Below are 20,888 nucleotides of genomic sequence, written 5' to 3'. Positions count from 1 at the left end.
GTGCAGGTGGTTAGCCAGTTGTTGAGTAGGTGGTGGCCGTTGGTGGAGAGGATTGATTCGGGGTGGAACTGGACGCCCTCTATCGGGCGGGTGCGGTGGCGTAGGGCCATGATGACGCCGTCTGGGGTTTGGGCTGTTATGGCCAAGGGGGGCGGGACGGTTTCGGGGGTTACGGCCAGGGAGTGGTAGCGGGTTGCGGGGAAGGGGCTCGGGAGGTCGCGGAAGACGCTCTGGCCGTCGTGGACGATCTTGCTGGTGAAGCCGTGGACGATCTCCGAGGCGCGGGAGATCGTGGCGCCGTAGGCGTGGGCTATGGCCTGGTGGCCCAGGCAGACGCCTAGGAGGGGGGTGCCGCGGCGGTCGGCGTCGTGGACGAGGTCGAGGCAGATCCCGGAGTCGGCGGGGTGGCCGGGGCCCGGGCTCAGCAGAACGCCGTCGGCGGACGCGGCGTCCTGGAGGGTGACGTCCGAGCGGTCCTTGACGTCGCAGTCGGCGCCGAGTTCCAGAAGGTACTGGACGATGTTGTAGACGAAGCTGTCGTGGTTGTCGACGACGAGGATGCGCATGGCCCGTCAGCCCGGGGTCTTGGAGTCGGAGGGGGTCGGACGGTCGACGACGCCGTGGTCGAACTGCACCTTGGGTTCCACCCAGGGGAAGACCAGGTACCAGAGGACGGCCGCGATCGCGAGGGCGAGGCCGAGCGCCGTGGCGGTCTTGGTCTGCCATTCGCCCGGCAGGTGGCGCCAGATCCAGGCGTACACGGTGCCTCCTAGGTTCCGGCGGTCGGCTTCACGCGGGGCAGCGCGGACGCCAGCTCGCCGAAGATGATCATTCGTTCAGCGGCGGAGTACTTGGGGTGGCAGGTGGTGAGCGTGATCAGTGGTTTGGTGGGCCTGCGCTTCGGGTGGAGGGGGACGGGCGCGGTCACCTCCGTCGCCGACGGTTTCACGATCTCGCGGCCGGTGACCTGGTAGACGTACTGCTTGTCGCGGGTGTCGATGAGGATCTTGTCGCCGCGGTCGAGTTCGCCGAGCCGGTTGAACGGTGCGGAGTAGGTCGTCCGGTGGCCGGAGACCACGAAGTTGCCGACCTGGCCCGGGAGCGCGGTTCCAGGATAGTGGCCGGGGCCTTTGCGCAGGTCCTTGCGTTCGACGCCCTCGATGATCACGAAGTGGAAGTCCTTCCCGAAGCGGGGGATGCGGATCATCGCGAGGCCCTTGCCGAGCTGCACCCGCTCGGTGGTGACCTGGCCCCAGTTCTTCAGCAGTTCGTCGCCGAGGCGGTCCTGCTGGTCCTGGGTGTACCGGCCGGTGCCCCACAGCTCGTAGGTGACGAAGAGCATGACGATCAGTCCGGCGGTGATGCACAGTTCGCCCATGCCACGGATGACCGTCCGCACCGCGTGTCCTCCTCGTCTAGCCGCCCGTGGCGTGCTTCATCGTGACGTTGCCGGTGTAGGGCGGCAACGTGGCGCGTTCCACGGTCCGCACCGCATAGCCGAGCCCGTAGGCGCGGACGTACTTGCGGTAGATCGCGATCTCGCGGGACGCGCCGAGCGCCGCGCGGAGCCGTCCCGGGTCGCCTACGGCGGTGATCCGGAACGGCGGGGAGTACACGACGCCCTGGAGGATCAGCGTATTGCCCACGCAGCGCACCGCGCTCGTCGAGATCACCCGCTGGTCCATGATCTGCATCCCGGTGGCGCCGCCGGCCCACAGCGCGTTGACGACGGCCTGCACGTCGGCCTGGTGGACGACCAGGTCGTCGGGACGGACGTCGCGGGGCAGCTCGCCGGACTCGGGCAGGGGGGCGTCGTCCAGGGAGACTCGAACGGCGGGGCCTTCGAGCGGGGTGAGTCCGGCGCGGGCGGCCAGGGCGTCGGCCTCGGATTGGGCGCGTTTCACGCGGGCGTCGTGACGTCCGGCCTCGCGCGAGATACCGTCGACCTCGTGGCGGAGCCGCCGGTACTCGGCACGCTCCTGACGGCTGCGGTGCTGCTCGGCGGCGATCAGCTCGGTGATGCGGGTGCGGCCCTGCTCGCGCAGGCTCGTGCCGCGGGCCGTGCTCGCGCTCGCCGCGAACAGGGTCCCGGCGAGGAGCGTGAGAACTGGGATGATGCTTCCCCACGCTGGAAGCCGTACTCTGCACACCAGCGACTACGCTAACCGACAAAACACCCATGCGCGGTCCGGCGCTCCGGCCGCCGGTCGCCCGAGGAGATCGAATCCACCGTGGCCAAGTCCAAAGTGCGCAAGAAGGCCGTTTACACGCCCCCGCAGAAGTCGAAGGCCCCGGAGGTCAGCCCACGCTGGCTGGTGCCCACGATGGTCGGCCTGTGGCTCATCGGCCTGATCTGGATCGCCGTCTTCTACGTGACGGCCAGCACCGGCACCGACGTGCCGTTCATGACCGACCTGCACAACTGGAACCTCGGCATCGGCTTCACGGCGATCATCCTCGGCGTGATCCTGTCGACCCGGTGGCGCTGACCGTAAGTTATCCACAGGTCGGGGATCTCCCACCCCGGCTTTCCCCAGGTTTTCCACAGCCCGTTCCGGGTCTGGCGTGACAGGACGCCGCTGCCCGCAGGTGTCGGCAGCGGCGTCCGTGCGTCCGGAGGTTACGTCGCCGGGCTCAGGTCCGCCGTTCTGACCACGACCAGGGCCGCGAGCAGCGCGAAGGTGAGCAGCGGCGCCGCGATGTGGAACAGGCGCCGCCGCGCCTCCGGGGTGTAGGCGAACACGGCCGCGAGTGCCGCGCCAACGGCGAGGCCGCCGATGTGGCCCTCCCAGGAGATGCCGTCCACCGAGAACGTGAGCACCAGGTTGAGCACCAGCAGGAACACGATGGGCCCGACCGGGACGTTGAGGCGGCGGCCGATCACGAAGTACGCGCCGAAGAGGCCGAAGATGGCGCCCGACGCGCCCACGGCCGAGACCTGCGGGGCGCCGACCAGGTACAGCAGCACCGATCCGCCCAGGCCCGACAGCACGTACAGGACGATGTAGCGCCACCGTCCGAGGACCTGCTCCAGCGAACGCCCGACCGCCCACAGCGCCCACATGTTGAACAGGATGTGGGTGATGGCGAAGTCACCGCCGCGATCGTGCATGAACATGGCGGTGAACAGCCGGTACCACTCGCCTTCGGCGACGCCGCCGACCTCCCCGTTCGGCAGCACGGCCCGGCCGAGCATCATGAACTCCCACACGACGCGCCACGACGCCAGCTCGGCGAGGTACGCCGCCACGCACACGCCGATGAGCGTGTACGTGACGACCGGCACGGCGGACGCGGGGCCCCGCGCGCCGAGGGGCGTACGGGGGACGGCCCTGCGGACGCCCCGGTTGCCCTCGGCGACGCACTCGACGCACTGGTGCCCGACGGCCGCGTCCCGCATGCACTCGGGGCAGATGTAGCGGTCGCACCGGGTGCAGCGCACGTACGTCTCACGTCCCGGATGCCGGTAGCAGGTCGGCACCGAGGTCTCGGGAGCGGGACTCTGGTCTGTGCTCATCTGGGGCTCCGTGGGGCCGTCGCGAGGTCTCACCCGTCTCGGGGGCTCACCCGTTGTGGGGTCTCACCGTAGGAAACGACTAACGGCGCTCGATCGTCACCGACTGGAGGACGACGTCCGTGGTCGGACGGTCCTGACGGCCGGTCTCGACCTTGCCGATCTGGTCGACGATGTCGGTGCCCTCGATGACCTTGCCGAAGATGGTGTGCCGTCCGGTCAGGTGCTGGGTGTGCCCGACACTGAGCGTGATGAAGAACTGCGAGCCGTTGGTTCCGGGCCCGGCGTTCGCCATCGCCAGCAGGTACGGCCGGTTGAACTTCAGGTCGGGGTGGAACTCGTCCTTGAACTCGTAGCCGGGACCGCCGGTGCCGGTGCCCAGCGGGTCGCCGCCCTGGATCATGAAGTTGTCGATGACCCGGTGGAAGACGGTGCCGTCGTAGAGCGGGGCGTCCGACTTCTGCCCGGTGCGCGGATCGTGCCAGGTCTTGTTCCCCTCCGCCAGGTCGACGAAGTTCGCCACCGTCTCCGGCGCCTGCTCCGGGTAGAGCTGGACGACGATGGTCCCGAGCGACGTGCTGAGCTTCGCGAAGATCTCGTTGGCCACGCTGGCCGCCTCCTCGTGAGTGGGTTCTGTGCCGTCTGACGGCGCGGTCGCGGTCATGCCCGAATATGTCACGCGGCGTGATCGAACGGTCGCGTGTTCAGGGTTTACCCCCCGGTCTCTGGGAAGGCTGCATGACAGGACCTCGCAAACAGGGAGGTTAGCGTGTCCCTAATGATCAGTATCCGCCGGAAGCCGCAGGAGGATGGTCTGACGCGGTTCGGACGCGTCCAGGAGACGGCCCGCCAAGGCGCCGACATGTGCCGGCAGGGCGTGTCCTCAGCGGCTGAGCGGATCGTGCCCGTGGCGGGCGAGCGCCTCTTGGTCGTCCGCGGCTGGAGCGCACCGAGGCTCCGGCGGGCCGCCCAGTACGTGGAGACCGGGCTGGCCCCGCGGGTGAGCACGTTCCTGAGCGATGTCGCCCACCGGGTGGAGCCGCCGAAGCCGGCCAGGCCCGGACGCGGCGCCCTCATGGCGATGATGGGGGTGGTCGCCGCCGTCGGCGTGGCCGGTGCGGTGGCGACGCGGCGCGGCGTCATCCGCGACCTGACCAAGGGTTCCGGTGAGCAGGTGGGGGACGCCACCTCGGCCGACTCCATGACGGTCAGCGGCGCCGACGTCGACGGTCAGGTGAATTCTCCGCATTGAGCCCTTCGCCGCTCGCCGGTACGCGCCGGCGGAGGCCAACTCCAGAACGGCGAAGAAGACTCGCGCAGGAGGGCCCGGTCATTTCCCGACCGGGCCCTCCGCCATGCGTGCCCGGTGTGGGCCGGATCGTGGTCGGCTCTTGCGTTCCGGTGGTTACTACCAACCGGTACGGTGAACGCCATGTCGCGGAAACGCTCGATCCGGCAGGTGCTGGCCGCCCGGGCCGGGCAGCGTGCCCGGCAGGGTGTGCACATCGCCGTGCACCGCGCCTGGGAGTGGGTCCAGCGGCACGGTGAGATCACCCCGCACACGCCAGGCCGCCGCAAGTTCGCGTACCTGGGCGAGGGCGCGTGCATCGGGTTCCCCGTCGGCGCCGTCTACGGCGAGCCGTGGATCTCGATCGGCGACCACACGCTCGTCGGGACGCACGTCACGATCTCGGCGGGTTTCGTCCCGGGGCTCGACCTCGGCCCGGACGTCATCGTCAAGATCGGCGGGAGCTGCTCGATCGGGCGCGGCACGCACATCGTCGGCCACCAGTCCATCGACATCGGCGACGACGTCTTCACCGGACCGAACGTCTACATCACCGACCAGAACCACTCCTACGGCGACCTGCGCACGCCCATCGGACGGCAGTGGCCGGAGAACAACCCCGTCGTGATCGGCGACGGCTGCTGGATCGGGACCGGCGCGATCATCCTCCCCGGCACCCGGCTCGGCCGCAACGTCGCGGTCGCGGGCGGCGCCGTCGTGCGCGGCGAGTTCCCCGACCATGCGGTCATCGGCGGCGTCCCGGCCAAGGTCCTGCGCAGCCACGACCGGGAGAACGGCTGGCAGCCGCCGCTGCGCGCCGACCCGCTCATGTCGCTGGACGAGCTCGCGGCCCTCTCCGTGGACGGCCTTGAGGGCCTCCAGATCCTTCAGGACAAGCTTCGCGAGGAAACCGGCGGGCGCGACGACGTCCTCCGCGAAGAGGCCGGCTGAGCCGCTTCGCCTCGGACGCCTCGGACGCCGCGGGCAGCGCGGGCGGTGGATAAAGCGCGGCGCCCCGCCCGTTGAGCCGGGCGGGGCGCCGAACAGTGCTGGAGATCAGTTGTAGCGGGCCGTCCTGTCGCGGCGGTCGTTGTAGGGGCCGCCTCGGCGGTTGCCGTGGGAGCCGCCTCCGGTCCGCGGGCCACCGCCGGTGCGGGGGCCGCCGGTGTGGGAGCCGCGGTGCTCGCCGTCGCGGGGCTCGTGGGTGCCGCCGCCACGGCGTCCGCCCTGGCGGTCGAACGAGCGCGGGCCGCGGCCGCCGCGGCGTCCGCCCGAACGGCCCCGTCCGCCTCCGCCGCCCTCGCGGCGCGGGCGCTCGGGGATGATCGGCCCCTCGATCGCGATGCCGGACGGCGGACGCGCACCGGTCAGCTTGACCAGCTCCGAGTCGCCGGTGGTGACCCGGACGCGGGGCGCGTGGATGCCCGCGCGGCGCGTCATCGCGGACGTCGCGCGCACCTGGTGCGGCAGGACGAGCGTGACGACGGTGCCGCTCTCGCCGGCCCGCGCGGTACGTCCCGCGCGGTGCATGTAGTCCTTGTGGTCGGCGGGCGGGTCGACGTGCATGACGAGGGTCACGTCGTCCACGTGGATGCCCCGGGCCGCGACGTCGGTGGCGACGAGCACGCTGATCGAGCCCTCGCGGAACTCGGCGAGCGTGCGGGTGCGCAGACCCTGGCTCTTGCCGCCGTGCAGCCCCGCGGCGCGGACGCCGACCTGGGCGAGCTGCTTGGCGAGCCGGTCGACGCCGTGCTTGGTGCGGGCGAACAGGATCGTCCGGCCCTCGCGGTTGGCGATCTCGGCGGTGACGGCGGCCTTCTCCTTCGGCGCGACGAGGAGCAGGTGGTGCTCCATCGTGTCGACGGACTCGTCCACCGGGCCGATCGCGTGCGTCACGGGGGCGCTCAGGTAGCGCCTGACCAGGACGTCCACGTCCTTGTCGAGGGTGGCGGAGAAGAGCAGGCGCTGGCCGCCCGGCTTGGCGGCGTCGAGGATGTCGGTGACGTCGGGCAGGAAGCCCATGTCGGCCATGTGGTCGGCCTCGTCCAGCACGGCGATCTCGATGTCGGACAGGTCGCAGGCGCCCTGGCGCATCAGGTCCTTGAGGCGGCCGGGGGTGGCGACGAGGATCTCGACGCCGCGGCGCAGCGCGTCGATCTGCTTGAACATGGAGGTCTGGCCGATGACGGTCTTGAAGCGCAGGCCGAGGCCGCGGCCGAGCGGCTCCAGGTTGGTCTGGACCTGCTGGGCCAGCTCGCGGGTCGGCACGAGGATCAGCGCCAGCGGGCGCTTCGGCGCGGCCTTGCGGCCGGAGAGGCGGACGAGGAGCGGCAGACCGAACGCCAGGGTCTTGCCGGAGCCGGTCTTGCCGCGTCCGAGGACGTCGCGTCCCGCCATGACGTCGGGGATCGCGGCGGCCTGGATGGGGAACGGCTCCTCGATGCCCTGGCGGGTGAGAGCGTTCACCAGCACCGGCGGGAGGCCGAGCTCGGCGAACGACGGAACCCGCTCGTCGCCCGTGGTGGCGGGCATGGACGGGTTCTGTGCAGCGTCAGCTGTGGTCACGCATTACCTTCCGAGAGGGGGGCACGTCTCGGGAGGCACCACGGTCCGCGTGGGCTGCAAGGACGAGCCAGACGCCATGGGGCGTCGAAGAATGATTCCTAGAGTCTAACGTCGCCGGGGCTCGGCATTATGCCCCGCCTCTGCTGGAACATTCGGGCGCGTCCGCAACTCGGCTCGTCAGCAGTCGCAGGAGACGGCTCCCGAAGGCGCGGTGAGCGGGTCGGGGGAGCGGCGGGTGACGGTCCCCTGGCCGCCGCCCTCGCCCGTCTCCACGGGGAACCCTTCGCGGGCCCAGTACTCGAATCCGCCGATCATCTCCTTGACCGGGTAGCCGAGCTTCGCGAACTCCAGGGCGGCCCTCGTGGCGCCGTTGCAGGCGGGTCCCCAGCAGTAGACGACCACGGTCCTGCCGTCCGGGATCAGGGACGCGGCGCGTTTGGCGATCTCCGGGGTCGGCAGGTGAAGCGCGCCCAGGATGTGTCCTTGCTCCCAGCTCTGCGTGCCGCGCGAGTCGACGACCACGATCGTGTCACCGCCGAGATCGTCGGCGACGTCGGACACGTCCGTCTCGAACGACAGGCGGGCGGCGAAATGCCGGACGGCCTCCTCGCTGGACGCCGCGGACGAGAAGTCGATCATCTGACGCTCCTTGGGACGAGAATCTTTGTACGGCCCCATGCTGCGCGGCGGTCGCATCGTCCCGGAAGTGGCCTGATCGCCGATAATCGCTAAGATTTCGCCATGGTGGTCATCGCTCCGCCGGCCCGCGGCCCGATCCGGGCGGTCGGCGGCTTCACGATGACCACCGAGCACGGCCTGGCGGAGTTCGCCGCCGCGGACACGGTGATCGTCGTCGCCGTCCCCGACGTCCGGGACGACCCCCCGCCCGACGTCGTCGCGGCACTCCGGCGGGCGCACGCGCGGGGAGGCCGCGTCGTGTCGATCTGCTCGGGCGCGTTCGCGCTCGCGGCGGCCGGCCTGCTGGACGGACGCGAGGCCACCACGCACTGGCGGTACGCCGACCTGCTACGGCGCCGCTATCCGAAGGTGCGCGTGAACCCGGACGTCCTCTACGTGGACGGCGACGACGTCCTCACCGGGGCGGGCAGCGCCGCGGGGCTCGACATGTGCCTGCACCTCGTCCGCAAGGACCACGGCGCCCGCATCGCGAACATGGTCGCGCGGCGGCTGGTCGTCCCGCCGCACCGGGAGGGCGGGCAGGCGCAGTTCGTGGAGGCCGCCGTGACGCCACCGGCGGACGACGACGCGGTCGCGCGCAGCATGGCGTGGGCGCTCGCGCATCTCGCCGAGCCGATCACCGTCGCGGGCCTGGCCCGGGAGGCGCGCCTCGCGCCGCGCACGTACATCAGGCATTTCCGCCGGCAGACGGGGACGAGCCCGCTCCGCTGGGTCATCACCCAGCGGATCATGGCGGCGCTGCCCCTGCTGGAGGACGGCGGCACCCTGATCGAGGAGATCGGCGCGGCGGTCGGCTTCGAGAGCCCGGTGACGTTCCGGCACCATTTCGTCCGGGCGATGAAGACCTCGCCGTCCGCGTACCGGCGCACGTTCGGCGCGACGACCGCGACGACCGCGACAGCCGCGACGACCGCGACGCGCTGACCGCTCAGTGATCGCCGTCCTGGGCGAGGCCGTCGAGGCCGGCGAGCAGGCGCGCCACGTCCAGCCCGGTGCTCAGGCAGTCGACGAACGATCTCGTTCCACGTCCCTGAGGTCCATGCCGGAAGTGTAGATCAGCGGGTGCGGGCAGACCGGGGCGGACTTTGCAATGCCTGCCGGATTCACCGCGTTTCCCCAGGTCAGTCGAACCTGTTTCTTCCTGGCTGCCGGGACCGCGGTTACGATCTCGCTGCCGACACGTTCGGCGCCAGATCCGCGCGATGCCGGTACCGGGGGGCCGGGACGATCACCGCCATTGCCGATCGGCGACAGTCACAACCGAAGATCACCGAGAGGACCCCCCGCCATGCACAGACGCATTCTCGGCGTGCTCGTCGCAGCGTTCCTTGGCACCGCCACGGCGGCCGCGGGCACCGGCACCGCGTTCGCCGCTCCCACGGCCCCCGCGCAGACGCAGGCCGCGCCGGCCAAGGCCGCCGACTTCACTTCGATCGTCGCCCTGAGCAACTGCTCCGGCTCTGTCGTGCGCACCCCCAACTCCGCCGACAGCGACCCCGCGATGGTGCTCACCAACGGCCACTGCCTGGAGACCGGCATGCCGTCCGCCGGCCAGGTCATCACGAACCGCGCCTCCAGCCGGACGTTCACCCTCCTGAACTCCGGCGGCGGAGACGCGGGCACCCTGCGCGCGACGACGCTGCTGTACGGGACCATGACCGACACCGACGCGGCCCTGTACAAGCTCAGCAGCACCTACGCCCAGATCCAGCAGCAGTACAACACGCGCGCGCTGGAGATGGTGCTCCAGCGTCCGACGTCCGGCGGCACCCTGCACGTCGTCTCCGGCTACTGGAAGCGCATCTACACGTGCCAGCTGAACGGTTTCGCCTACCGCCTCCGTGAGTCCGAGTGGACGTGGAAGGACTCGCTGCGTTACACGTCCCAGTGCAACGTCATCGGCGGCACATCAGGCTCCCCGGCCATCGACGGCGCGTCCGGCAAGGTCATCGGCGTCAACAACACCATCAACGAGAGCGGCGGCCGCTGCACCCTGAACAACCCCTGCGAGGTCGACGAGCAGGGCACCGTCACGGTGCGCCGCCAGATCGGGTACGCGCAGCAGACCTACATCCTGGCCAACTGCATAGCCCCCGGAACCGTCCTCGACTTCAACCGCCAAGGCTGCACCGCCCCCCGCGGCTAACCCCACCAAAACGCGCCTCGCATCTCTCGTCGAGAGATGCGAGGCGTCTGTCTTCCGAGCTCTCAGGTACCACAACGGCCTGCCTTCCAGCGGACGCGCCAGGCCAGGGTCAGTGGTCGCGGACGGGCTTGAGTTCGATGTCGAGGTCGAATGGCGAGGTAGCGGAGAGCCGATCGTGGTGGAGGCCGGTCGCTACGTATCGTCCGGTGGCGTCGTCGATCTCGTAGGTGTAGATCGCGAACGCCGGTGCGGTCTGGTTGGTCTCAACCCGCCAGAAATGACGGATTCCCGCCTCTGCGTAAAGCTCGGGGTGTGCCCGCCGGTCCTTGCGCTTGGTGGACGGTGACACCACTTCGATGACGAGGGTCACCAGGCCGGCAGGGATGGGGCGTTCGTAGGGGTCGTGGTCGGTGGAGTACACGACGATGTCGGGGGCCATCTCGACCGGCTCGGTCTCGTCGTCGTCTAGGAGAACGTCCACGCCGGTGTCGACATGCCAAGCGGCTGGAGCGGCTTCCTCCACGCGGGTTGCTAGGCGTCGCACGATGCGTTGGTGGATCGGACGGGGTCGCAGGCCTACGACGAGGTGTCCGTGGATGAGGCTGACGCGTGCTGGGAGGTCTTCGGGTAGGGCTTCGAATTCCGCCCGAGTCCAGGTGTCGCCGGCAGGCAACGGGAGAGTCAGCGCGTGCATGGCTTGTCGGCCCCTCGGTCGTGTTGGTGCAGGTAGTCGGGTCAGCGTAGGCGCGGTTGTGTCCTTTGGCGGGGTGTGAGGAGGTTAACGACGTGCGGTAGTACTACAAGACGTAGTATATTCCACGAGTCGTAGTACTACGGCTTGTAGTAGATGGTGGAGGGGCGCGCCATGGACACGGTGGATATTGCTCGGTGGCAGTTCGGGATCACCACCGTGTACCACTTCCTGTTCGTTCCGCTGACGATCGGGCTGTCGGCGCTGGTGGCGGGGCTGGAGACGGCGTGGGTGCGGACGGGCAAGACCCACTACCTGCGGGCCACCAAGTTCTGGGGCAAGCTCTTCCTGATCAACTTCGCGATGGGGATCGTCACCGGGATCGTGCAGGAGTTCCAGTTCGGCATGAACTGGAGCGACTACTCGCGGTTCGTCGGGGACGTGTTCGGGGCGCCGCTCGCGATCGAGGGGCTGCTCGCGTTCTTCGTCGAGTCGACGTTCCTCGGGCTGTGGATCTTCGGGTGGGACAGGCTGCCGAAGAAGGTCCATCTGGGCTGCATCTGGCTGGTTGCTGTTGGGACGCAGTTGTCGGCGTTCTTTATCTTGTCCGCGAATTCGTGGATGCAGCATCCCGTCGGCTACCGGGTCGATGAGGAGACGGGACGGGCTGTTCTCACTGATTTCTGGGCCGTCCTGACCAACCCGACGCACCTTGTCGCGTTCCCGCACACTGTCACGGCGGCGTTCGTCACGGGCGGGATGTTCATGGCGGGCGTCAGCGCCTGGCATCTGGCGCGGCGCAAGAACGTGGAGGTGTTCCGGCCGTCGCTGCGGCTGGCGCTGGCCGTCACGGCGGTCGCGTCGATCGGCGTCGCGATCACCGGTGACCAGCAGGGCAAGGTCATGACCGAGCAGCAGCCGATGAAGATGGCCGCGGCTGAGGCGCTTTACGAGACGGAGAAGCCCGCGTCCTTCTCGGTTCTCACGGTCGGGACGCCGGACGGTGGCGCGGAGGTCTTTGGGATCAAGGTGCCGCGTGTCCTGTCGTTCCTCGCCACCGGCACCTTCGACGGCGAGGTCAAGGGGATCAACGACGTCCAGGCGGCCGAGGAGGCGCGGTACGGGCCGGGTGACTACCGGCCGTTCGTCCCGGCGATTTACTGGAATTTCCGGCTCATGGTCGGGGTGGGAATGGTCACCGCGCTCGTGTCGGTCGCCGGGCTGTGGCTGCTGCGGCGCGGACGGCTGCCGTCCAACCGGTGGGTGTACCGGGTCGGGATGCTGTCGCTGACGCTGCCGTTCATCGGCAACTCCGCCGGCTGGGTCTTCACGGAGATGGGGCGCCAGCCCTGGTCGGTGTTCGGCGTGATGAAGACGTCGGCGAGCGTGTCGCCTGGCGTGTCGGCGTCGTCGATGCTCATCTCCGTCGCCTCGCTGACCGCGCTGTACGCCGTTCTCGCAGTGATCGAGGCGGGGCTGATGCTCAAGTACGCCAAGGCCGGGCCGCCGTCCGAGGACGAAGTGCTCCCGCCGCCCGCGGACGAAGACGACGATTCCGAGCGCTCGCTCGCGTTCGCCTACTAGGAGGGACGGCGGTCATGGAACTCACCACCGTCTGGTTCATCATCATCGCGTTCCTGTGGACGAGCTATTTCTTCCTGGAGGGATTCGACTTCGGCGTCGGGATGCTGCTGCCCGTCCTCGGCCGGAACGACGTCGAGCGGCGCGTCGTCATCAACACCATCGGGCCCGTCTGGGACGCCAACGAGGTGTGGTTCATCGTCGCCGGGGCCGCCATGTTCGCCGCGTTCCCCGAGTGGTACGCCACCCTGTTCAGCGGCTTCTACCTGCCGCTTCTCGCCGTGCTGCTGGCGCTGATCGTGCGCGGCGTCGCGTTCGAGTACCGCGGCAAGCGGGACGACGCGCGGTGGCGGTCCCGCTGGGACAAGGCGATCTTCTGGGGCAGCCTCGTGCCCGCGTTCGTGTGGGGCGTGGCGTTCGCGAACATCGTCCGCGGGGTGCCGCTGGACGCCGACCACGAGTATGTCGGGACGCTCGGCGACCTGCTCAACCCGTACGCGCTGCTCGGCGGGCTCACGACGATGACCTTGTTCGTCCTGCATGGGGCGGTGTTCCTGGCGCTCAAGACGTCCGGCGATATTCGGGTGCGGGCCCGTTTCGTCGCGAGCGTCGCCGCGGTCGCGGCCGTCGCCGCCGGAGGGAGCTTCCTGCTGATCACCCAGGTGGAGTACGGCAAGCCCGTGACCTGGCTGACCGCCGGGGGCGCCGCGATCGGGCTGGTCGCCGCCGCCGTCGCCAACCGGAGGGGACGCGAAGGCTGGGCGTTCGCCGGCACCGGCGCCGCCATCGTGCTCGCCGTCGCGACGCTCTTCGTGTCGCTGTTTCCGGACGTCATGCCGTCCACCCTCGACGCGGCCGGCACGCTGACCACCGGGAACGCCGCCTCGTCGCCGTACACGCTCAAGATCATGACGTGGACGGCGGCCGTGTTCACCCCGATCGTGATGATCTCCCAGGGCTGGACGTACTGGGTGTTCCGCAAGCGCATCGGCACGTCCCACATTCCCGCGCGGAAGACGGTGTCGTGAAGCCCCTCGATCCGCGGCTGCTGAAGCACGCGCGGACGACACGGATCTTCCTGGTCGCGTCCGTCGCGCTCGGCGCCGCCACCGCCGGGCTGATCATCGCGCAGGCCACGCTGCTCGCCGGCATGCTCACGCGCGCGTTCCTCGATGGCGCCTCGCTCGGTGAGCTGCGCGTCCCGCTGCTGCTGCTGTTCGCCGTCGTCGTCGGCCGTGCCCTTGTCGCGTGGCTGCAGGAGGTCGCCGCGCACCGGTCGTCCGCCGCCGTGAAGTCGCAGCTGCGGGCCCGGCTGCTCGCGCACGCGCTGCGGCTCGGGCCGCGCTGGCTGTCCGGCGAGCGCAGCGGCGAGCTCGCCACCCTTATCACGCGCGGGATCGACGCGCTCGACGACTACTTCTCCCGCTACCTGCCGCAGCTCGTCCTCGCGGTGATCGTCCCGGTGGCGGTGGGGGCGCGGATCCTGCTCGGCGACTGGCTGTCCGCCGTGACGATCGCCGTGACGCTGCCGCTCATCCCCGTCTTCGCGATCCTGGTCGGGCTCACCACCCAGCGGAAGATGGATCGGCAGTGGCGCACGCTGTCCGTCCTGTCCGCGCACTTCCTGGACGTCGTCGCCGGGCTGCCCACGCTGAAGATCTTCGGACGGGCGCGGGCCCAGGCAGGCAAGATCCGCGACGTCACCGACCGGCATCGGCGGGCCACGATGTCGACGCTGCGGATCGCCTTCCTGTCGGCGCTCGTCTTGGAGCTGCTGTCGACGATCTCCGTCGCGCTCGTCGCCGTCTCGATCGGGCTGCGGCTGGTCGAGGGCCATCTGGATTTGGAGACGGCGCTGCTCGTGCTGATCCTGGCGCCGGAGGCGTACCTGCCGCTGCGGCAGGTCGGCGCGCAGTACCACGCGAGCGTCGAGGGCCTCACCGCCGCCGGACGGATCTTCGAGGTGATCGAGACGCCCGCCCCGACTCCAGGTGCCTGCGTCGATGTCCCCGACCTGGCCCGTGCCACGATCCGCTTGGACGATGTGACCGTTGCCTACGACGGCCGCGACGTTCCCGCGCTAGCCGGGCTCTCCCTCACCGTCCACCCGGGTGAGACGGTCGCGCTCACCGGGCCGAGCGGGGCCGGGAAATCCACTGCGCTCGCCGTGCTGCTGGGGTTCGTCCGGCCCGACTCAGGGCGCGTACAGGTCGACTGGGCCGATCTCGCCGACCTCGACCCCGATGTCTGGCGCGCCCACATCGCGTGGGTTCCGCAGCGGCCGCACCTGTTCACCGGGACGATCGCCGCCAACATCCGCCTGGGCCGTCCGGACGCGTCCGACGCCGACGTCCGTGCCGCCGCGCGAGCCGCGAACGCCCTGGAATTCATCGACGCTTTGACAGACGGTTTCGACACGCCGCTCGGCGAACGGGGGCTCGGCCTGTCCGCCGGACAGCGGCAGCGCATCGCCCTGGCCCGCGCCTTCCTGCGCGACGCCCCGCTCCTCCTCCTGGACGAGCCGACCTCGAACCTCGACGCGGAGAGCGAGGCGTCCGTGCTCGACGCCGTCCGCCGGCTGGCCGCGTCCCGCACCGTGATCCTCGTCGCCCACCGCCCCGCCCTGGCCGCCCTCGCCGACCGGACGATCGAGATCCATCCCGCGGCGGTGACGGTGACGGCATGATCGTTCGGCTGCTGACCTTCGCGCGTCCGGCCCGGTGGCGGCTCGGGCTCGCCGTGCTGTTCGGCGTCCTGGCGCTCGGCAGCGGCGTCGGCCTGATGGCCACGTCGGCGTGGCTGATCTCGCGGGCCGCGCAGCATCCGCCGGTGCTGACGCTCATGGTCGCGATCGTGGCCGTCCGCGCCTTCGGGCTGGGACGCGGCGTGTTCCGCTATGTCGAACGCCTCGTCGGGCACGACGCGACGTTCCGGATCCTCGCGGACCTGCGCGCCCGCGTGTATGGACGGCTCGAACGCCTCGCGCCCGGGGGCCTGCCCGCCTTCCGCAGCGGTGACCTGCTGAACCGGCTCGTCGCGGACGTCGACGCCGTCCAGGACCTGTTCCTCCGTGTGCTGCTGCCCTGCACGGTCGCCGCCGTCGTCGGCGGTGCGTCCGTCGGTATCGCCTGGGCGCTGCTTCCGTCGGCGGGAGCCGTCCTCCTCTGCGCCCTCCTGCTCGCGGGCGTCGTCGCCCCCTGGCTCTCGGCGACCATGGCGCGCCGCGCCGAGCACCGGACCACCGACCTGCGCGCCGACCTGACCTCGCATGTCGTGGACACCCTCCAGGGCGCGCCCGAGCTCATCGCCTACGGCGCCGCCCCCGCCCAACTCGCCAAGGCGACCCAGCTCGACCGTGACTTCACCCGCGCGTCGGCCCGTTCCGCTACCACCGCCGGTGCCGGTGCAGCGATTTCCGCTCTCGCGGGTGGTCTCGCCGTGTGGGGCAGTCTTGCGGTCGGTGTACCGGCCGTCCGCTCAGGGACGCTGGACGGGGTGCTCCTGGCGGTGGTCGTCCTCCTGCCTCTGGCGGCGTTCGAGGTCGTGGCCGGGCTGCCGCTGGCCGCGCAGTACCTGGAACGTGTCCGCCGTTCGGCCGCGCGCATCTTCGCCGTCCTCGACACCCCCGAGCCCGTATCCGACCCAGCCGATCCTGCGGCCCTCCCTGCATCGCCGTACACCCTCACCGTCCAAGACCTTCGCGCCCAATGGACGTCCACCGGCCCCTACGTCCTGGACGGCATCTCCCTAGACCTGACCCCAGGCCGCCGTTGCGCGATCGTCGGCCCCAGCGGCTCAGGCAAGACCACGCTCACCGCCGTCCTACTCCGCTTCCTGGAACCCGCGGGTGGCCGGGCGACCCTCAACGGCACCGACCTCAGCGCCCTGGCGGGCGACGACGTTCGCCGCGTCATCGGTCTCTGCGCCCAGGACGCCCATCTGTTCGACTCGACGATCGGCGAGAACGTCCGCCTGGCCCGCCCCGCCGCCACCGACGACGAGCTCCGCGACGCCCTCCGCCGCGCCCGCCTCCTCGACTGGATCGACGCGCTGCCGCAGGGGCTGGACACCCGCGTCGGCGAGCACGGCGCGCAGGTCTCCGGCGGCCAGCGCCAGCGCATCGCCCTGGCCCGCGCCCTCCTCGCCGACTTCCCGATCCTGCTCCTGGACGAGCCCGCCGAGCACCTTGACCTCCCGACCGCCGACGCCCTCACCGCCGACCTGCTGACCGCCACCGAGGGCCGGACGACCCTGCTCGTCACCCACCGCCTCACCGGCCTGGACGCCGTCGACGAGATCATCGTCCTCGACGGCGGCCGCGTCGCCGACCGCGGCACCCACGCCGACCTGCTCTCACGCCCCGGCCCCTACCGCTCCCTGTGGCGCCACGAGCACGCCGTCCCGAAGCCCGACCCGGCACCGGCGGCGCGCCCTGTTTGAAGCCGACCGGACGGGCACATCCCGCGGCGGCCATCGGCGACTCGTCCGCCCCTGGCGCTCTGCGGTCCAGCACACGCCACCCGCGACCGAGGGCGAAGGCGAAAGCGAAAGCGAGGGTGAGGGCGAGGCGCGTGCCGGTCGTCAGCCCGTCCGGGAGAGGGACGCGGTGACGCCGTTCCGCGAGGTGACGCCGAGCTTGGCGAAGATGTGGCTGAGGTGGCTCTCCACCGCCCGGACGCTCATCACGAGCGACTCGGCGATCTGCAGGTTCGTCCTGCCCTCCGCGACCAGGGCGGCCACCTCCAGCTCGCGCCGGGACAGCCCGTACGGGGCGGTGTCGCGGTCACTGGGCGCGGGGACGGGGACGCCGAGGCGCCGCAACTCCGTCACGGCCCGCCGGTAGAGGCGGTGGGCGCCGCACACACCGAACTTCTCCGCGGCCCCCTCAAGCGACTCCCGCGCGGACCCGGGATCCTCCGCCCGCGCGGCGGCGACCCCTGCCGCGAGCAGCGCCCGCCCGGCGTCGAGCCGCAGCTCCGCCCCGGCCAGCGACCCGGCCGCCTCGCGCGCCATCGCCGCGGCCGAGCGGGGATCGGCGTCCTCCACGGCGTGCGCCCGCGCCAGGGCGGCGAGCCCGACCGTGCCCGGCAGGCCCGGGTGGGCGTACTCCTCGGCCTTGGCGGCCCACCGTGCCGCCTCGTCCTGGCGACCGCTCGCCGCGTCCAGCGCGGCCAGCCGCTCGGCGCAGCGCAGGAGCGTGTTCGGGTCGAAGACGAGGGGGCCCGGCGAACTGCACGCGGCGAGGAGCCGCTCACGCCCCTCGTCCGGCCGGCCCGCGTCGACCAGCGCCAGACCGTAGGCGTACTCGGCCTGCCTGCCCCACCATTCACGGATCCCGCCCGACGTCCGGACCGCCTCGCCGCCGTTGGCGAGCGCGGCCCTGACATCGCCCGTCCAGTGATCGACGAGGCACTGCTCGGTGGCGACGAACACCGACTGCTGGGACGAGCCCAGCAGGCAGGCGGACTCGGCGGCCTCCCGCACGGTCCGGGCCGCCTCGGCCAGCCGGCCCAGCCCCACATAGGACCGCGCCCTGCCCGCGAGCGCCACCGGGATGATGTACTGCCGGCCCGTGCCCCGCGCGACGGCCATCAGCCGGTCGAACCGGCGCACCGCGTCGGCGTGCAGGCCCATCAGGCATTCGGTCCAGCCGAGCCAGGCCAGGGAGTCCAGGCAGTCGACGAGATGCTCGTCCGGAGTGGCGGCCAGGGCGTCGACCGCGACCCGCACGTCCGCGAGGGCCTCGTCGACGGAGCCGCTCACGTAGGCGGCCATCGGACGGATCGCCTTCAGGGACAGGGCCACGCTCGGGGCCCAGCCGCTCCGGGGCTCGGGGATGCGGTCGATCTCGTCCAGGGCCGCCCGGTGATCGAGCTTGAGCAGGATGTAGCTGATCAGCCGCACCCGTAGCCGGACCGCCGCCTCGGACCGCTGATCGGGGATGGCCGCCAGCTCGTTGACGATCACGGCCTGGCCCTGGTCGAAGCTGCCCAGCAGCCGATGGGTCATGGCACAGAACCGGGCGGCGACCGAACGGCGGGCGTAGTCGTCGGCGGGGAGCAGCCGGAGAACCTCGATGGCGATCTCCCGGCCCTCCTCCAGGCGTCCGCTGACCGACTGGAGCTCGCCGAGTTCGAGCATGAGCGTCAGCCGCTCGGGCGCGTCATGCGGCATGAGCCGCAGCGCGGACGCGAACCACTCGGCGGCCGTGTGCGGGGCCTGGAGCGCGACGGTCCGGGCGGCGTTGATGAGGACGTCGACGGCAGCGCGGTCGCCGTGGCTCGCCGAGCGTTCGACATGGTGGGCGAGCTGCGCGGCGGGCGCGCCGAGATCGGCGAGATGGGCGGCGACGCGTCCGTGCGCCGCCCGCCGCCGGCCGGGCGGCGTGGAACCGTAGATGACGTTGCGGATCAGCGGATGGCGGAAATGGAACCGCACGTCTCCGGCGTCCGGGCGGACGATGTCGCGGGCGACGAGCCGGTCGAGCGCGGTCAGCGTCTCCTCCTCGGTGGTGCCCGCGGCCACGGCGACGAGGGCGTGATCGAACTCGTCGGCGACGAGCGCGGCCGCCTGCGCGACCAGCAACGACGAGTCCGATAACCCGTTCAGCTCCGCCTGGATCGTGGTCTGGACGTCATAGGGAAGCTCGTCGTGGTCGCCGGCCGACGCCATCCGGACGAGCGCGTCGAGGTAGAAGGGGTTGCCGCCGCTGGCCTTGTACAGGGCCTCGCAGCGCGTGCGGCCGACGTCCGGCCCGAGGATCTCGGCCACCTCGTCGAGCGTGAGCGGCGCGACGGTGATGCTCGGCCCGTGCTCGGCCGCGGCACGGAGCGGACCCGCCAGCGCCGACCCGGCCTGCGCTGGACGGTAGGCGACGGCGATGAGCAGCCCGGTGTTCGGCGGATGACGGACGAGATGGTTCAGGAGCTCCACGGAGGAGGCGTCGGCCCAGTGCATGTCGTCGAGGGCGAGCACAAGGCAGTCGGTAACGGCCAGCCGCTCGATGAGATCGCGAACGGCGCTGTAGAGCCGATAGCGCACGAGCCCCGCCGGCCCACCCGCCTGCTCCACCACGGATCCGCCCCCGGAAACCCCCACAGCCCCCGCAGCCCCCGCAGACCCCGCTACGGACCCCGCCGACCCCGCCGACGCCGCTGCGGACGCCGCTGACATCGCCGGGAACGCCATCGCCAGCTGTCGCACGACGGTGGGACCGAGTTCTGAGACCAGCCTGGGGAGATTCTTCTCGACCGCGTCGTCCAGGGCGTTGACGAACACCCCGAACGGCATTTCCTGCTCGAACTCGGAGGCCCGTCCGGACATCACCGGCAGCCCGCGATCGTCGGCCGCCGCGGCGAGTTCGCTCAGCAGCCGGGTCTTGCCCATCCCCGGGTCCCCGGCCAGGGTGACGACGTGGAACGCGCCGGCGGCGGAGCCGTCCAGCACCTCGCGGATCGTTCGGAGGGCGCCCTGGCGCCCCACCATGGGACGTCGCGAATACGCCGATTCCCGGCCCGGTTCCCACATTTGTGAACCTCGCTGTCGGCTCGCCTCGGCCTGACCCACACAGAAGTATTTTACTCGCCACATCACTCGCCCACGGACGTTCGTCAATAATCACGCGCACAAGGACGGCCAGAGCACCCGTACGGTTACCGAGGATGAGCCCGCGTCCGTTCCGCCGAGGAAGCGATTACACCGTGCGAATGGTCGACTGATCACGAGGAGTGGGTGTCCGAGTGGCCTCCAGCGGGCACGGCCTCCGCCGGATGCGCCCGCCAGGTGTGGCCGCCGGGTGTGCCCGCCGGGGACGGCCTCAGGTGTGCGTGACCTCGGCAGAGGCGCATCCTTTGGCGGGCGCGGAAGGTCCGCCTAGAGCAGTAGGCGGATCAGTGCCACGGTCACCTGTGACAGCGCGGCGAAGGCCCAGGACCACGATTCGGTCCCCTTCAGCAATGAGCGCACCAGAAGGACGACCGAGAGCGGCGCCGCGATCGTCGTGAGCGCAATGCTCGCGTACCAGAGGACGCCGTCGTGGGACAGCATTCTCGCCCCGAATGCCGCCAAGGCGATGATCGACGTCGCCGCCCAGGCGGCTTCCGATACGCGTCCAGGTGATTTCGTGTCCGGTTCTGCGTCCATTGACGACCTCGCTCAATAATTGTGCCGATGCCCGTCGCGAGCCGGAGATCTGTTGAGCTACTGAATCCCCGGCGCAGTGACGCCGATCCGGGTGCGGAGCGCGCCTCGCTTCGTCGTCCTGCGGACGGCTCGACCGCCGTCTCCGCATAATCTCCCGTCCTGATCAGGCCGTACCAGAAAGTTAATGGCGGCGGCGGCCCGTCCGCCTCCTCCACCGGAACGGACCCGCACCAGACCGGGGGTGCATTGAATGGTCCCCCCA

At 70.8% G+C, this 20,888-nt stretch carries 20 protein-coding genes; 9 read left to right on the top strand and 11 right to left on the bottom strand.

Going from position 1 to position 20,888, the window contains the following annotated elements; genetic code table 11:
* From ACH34T_RS42270 to ACH34T_RS42255, 4 genes are all read right to left on the bottom strand, one after another.
* A partial coding sequence (locus ACH34T_RS42270) for an anthranilate synthase component II (protein WP_396026655.1) occupies positions 1 to 566 on the bottom strand: 566 nt, incomplete at its 3' end.
* 6 nt (positions 567 to 572) lie between these two features.
* Positions 573 to 761 carry a hypothetical protein gene (locus ACH34T_RS42265; RefSeq protein WP_396026654.1) on the bottom strand — a complete coding sequence of 63 codons (189 nt, stop codon included), beginning with the start codon at positions 759 to 761 and terminating at the stop codon, positions 573 to 575.
* Positions 762 to 769: 8 nt separating this feature from the next.
* The gene (locus ACH34T_RS42260) at positions 770 to 1,399 is read right to left on the bottom strand and encodes a class E sortase (protein ID WP_396026653.1); all 630 of its coding nucleotides are present in this window, start codon (positions 1,397 to 1,399) and stop codon (positions 770 to 772) included.
* Positions 1,400 to 1,415: 16 nt separating this feature from the next.
* Positions 1,416 to 2,150: a DUF881 domain-containing protein gene (locus tag ACH34T_RS42255; RefSeq protein ID WP_396026652.1), complete on the bottom strand. Its 735-nt coding sequence runs from the start codon at positions 2,148 to 2,150 to the stop codon at positions 1,416 to 1,418.
* A gap of 81 nt (positions 2,151 to 2,231) precedes the next feature.
* On the opposite strand from ACH34T_RS42255, the gene ACH34T_RS42250 reads away from it, so the two are divergent.
* The gene (locus ACH34T_RS42250; RefSeq protein ID WP_396026651.1) at positions 2,232 to 2,489 is read left to right on the top strand and encodes a cell division protein CrgA; all 258 of its coding nucleotides are present in this window, start codon (positions 2,232 to 2,234) and stop codon (positions 2,487 to 2,489) included.
* Between the two features lie 131 nt (positions 2,490 to 2,620).
* Here the strand turns inward: ACH34T_RS42250 and ACH34T_RS42245 are convergent, their stop codons facing one another.
* On the bottom strand, positions 2,621 to 3,517 hold the full coding sequence (locus ACH34T_RS42245) for a rhomboid family intramembrane serine protease (RefSeq protein ID WP_396026650.1): 897 nt from the start codon (positions 3,515 to 3,517) through the stop codon (positions 2,621 to 2,623).
* Between the two features lie 79 nt (positions 3,518 to 3,596).
* A complete protein-coding gene (locus ACH34T_RS42240; RefSeq protein WP_396026649.1) occupies positions 3,597 to 4,121 on the bottom strand; it encodes a peptidylprolyl isomerase in 525 nt (174 codons plus the stop codon).
* Positions 4,122 to 4,292: 171 nt separating this feature from the next.
* Here ACH34T_RS42240 and ACH34T_RS42235 point away from each other — a divergent pair, with 171 nt between their 5' ends.
* Both ACH34T_RS42235 and ACH34T_RS42230 read left to right on the top strand, forming a co-directional pair.
* Positions 4,293 to 4,766: a hypothetical protein gene (locus ACH34T_RS42235; RefSeq protein ID WP_396026648.1), complete on the top strand. Its 474-nt coding sequence runs from the start codon at positions 4,293 to 4,295 to the stop codon at positions 4,764 to 4,766.
* A 180-nt stretch (positions 4,767 to 4,946) separates the two neighbouring features.
* Positions 4,947 to 5,753: an acyltransferase gene (locus ACH34T_RS42230; RefSeq protein ID WP_396026647.1), complete on the top strand. Its 807-nt coding sequence runs from the start codon at positions 4,947 to 4,949 to the stop codon at positions 5,751 to 5,753.
* A gap of 105 nt (positions 5,754 to 5,858) precedes the next feature.
* Here the strand turns inward: ACH34T_RS42230 and ACH34T_RS42225 are convergent, their stop codons facing one another.
* Positions 5,859 to 7,367, bottom strand: coding sequence for a DEAD/DEAH box helicase (locus ACH34T_RS42225; protein WP_396026646.1), 1,509 nt, complete (start codon positions 7,365 to 7,367; stop codon positions 5,859 to 5,861).
* Between the two features lie 177 nt (positions 7,368 to 7,544).
* On the bottom strand, positions 7,545 to 8,006 hold the full coding sequence (locus ACH34T_RS42220) for a rhodanese-like domain-containing protein (RefSeq protein ID WP_396026645.1): 462 nt from the start codon (positions 8,004 to 8,006) through the stop codon (positions 7,545 to 7,547).
* 102 nt (positions 8,007 to 8,108) lie between these two features.
* Here ACH34T_RS42220 and ACH34T_RS42215 point away from each other — a divergent pair, with 102 nt between their 5' ends.
* The gene (locus tag ACH34T_RS42215; protein WP_396026644.1) at positions 8,109 to 8,990 is read left to right on the top strand and encodes a helix-turn-helix domain-containing protein; all 882 of its coding nucleotides are present in this window, start codon (positions 8,109 to 8,111) and stop codon (positions 8,988 to 8,990) included.
* Between the two features lie 364 nt (positions 8,991 to 9,354).
* Entirely contained in the window at positions 9,355 to 10,212 is an 858-nt protein-coding gene (locus ACH34T_RS42210) for a serine protease (protein ID WP_396026643.1), read from the top strand.
* Between the two features lie 109 nt (positions 10,213 to 10,321).
* Here the strand turns inward: ACH34T_RS42210 and ACH34T_RS42205 are convergent, their stop codons facing one another.
* Positions 10,322 to 10,906 carry a Uma2 family endonuclease gene (locus ACH34T_RS42205; RefSeq protein ID WP_396026642.1) on the bottom strand — a complete coding sequence of 195 codons (585 nt, stop codon included), beginning with the start codon at positions 10,904 to 10,906 and terminating at the stop codon, positions 10,322 to 10,324.
* A 171-nt stretch (positions 10,907 to 11,077) separates the two neighbouring features.
* Here ACH34T_RS42205 and ACH34T_RS42200 point away from each other — a divergent pair, with 171 nt between their 5' ends.
* From ACH34T_RS42200 to cydC, 4 genes are read left to right on the top strand one after another with little or no spacing between them, the layout of a single operon-like run.
* Positions 11,078 to 12,487: a cytochrome ubiquinol oxidase subunit I gene (locus ACH34T_RS42200; protein WP_396026641.1), complete on the top strand. Its 1,410-nt coding sequence runs from the start codon at positions 11,078 to 11,080 to the stop codon at positions 12,485 to 12,487.
* Positions 12,488 to 12,501: 14 nt separating this feature from the next.
* Positions 12,502 to 13,512 carry a cytochrome d ubiquinol oxidase subunit II gene (gene cydB / locus ACH34T_RS42195; RefSeq protein WP_396026640.1) on the top strand — a complete coding sequence of 337 codons (1,011 nt, stop codon included), beginning with the start codon at positions 12,502 to 12,504 and terminating at the stop codon, positions 13,510 to 13,512.
* Positions 13,509 to 15,170 (top strand): thiol reductant ABC exporter subunit CydD, encoded by a 1,662-nt coding sequence (gene cydD, locus ACH34T_RS42190; protein ID WP_396026639.1) that lies wholly within the window; start codon positions 13,509 to 13,511, stop codon positions 15,168 to 15,170. Before cydB ends, cydD begins: the two co-directional genes overlap by 4 nt.
* Entirely contained in the window at positions 15,167 to 16,924 is a 1,758-nt protein-coding gene (cydC, locus tag ACH34T_RS42185; protein WP_396026638.1) for a thiol reductant ABC exporter subunit CydC, read from the top strand. The genes cydD and cydC overlap by 4 nt, the downstream gene beginning before the upstream one ends.
* A gap of 141 nt (positions 16,925 to 17,065) precedes the next feature.
* On the opposite strand, the gene ACH34T_RS42180 is transcribed toward cydC, so the two are convergent.
* Both ACH34T_RS42180 and ACH34T_RS42175 read right to left on the bottom strand, forming a co-directional pair.
* Positions 17,066 to 19,969, bottom strand: coding sequence for an ATP-binding protein (locus tag ACH34T_RS42180; protein WP_396026637.1), 2,904 nt, complete (start codon positions 19,967 to 19,969; stop codon positions 17,066 to 17,068).
* A 387-nt stretch (positions 19,970 to 20,356) separates the two neighbouring features.
* The gene (locus tag ACH34T_RS42175) at positions 20,357 to 20,626 is read right to left on the bottom strand and encodes a hypothetical protein (RefSeq protein ID WP_396026636.1); all 270 of its coding nucleotides are present in this window, start codon (positions 20,624 to 20,626) and stop codon (positions 20,357 to 20,359) included.
* Positions 20,627 to 20,888 lie beyond the last annotated feature (262 nt).

The organism is Actinomadura sp. 9N215 (genome assembly GCF_044326345.1).
Lineage (GTDB): Bacteria > Actinomycetota > Actinomycetes > Streptosporangiales > Streptosporangiaceae > Spirillospora.
The sequence above is the reverse complement of the archived record's forward strand: the minus strand, read 5'-3'. Positions and strand labels throughout refer to the sequence as shown.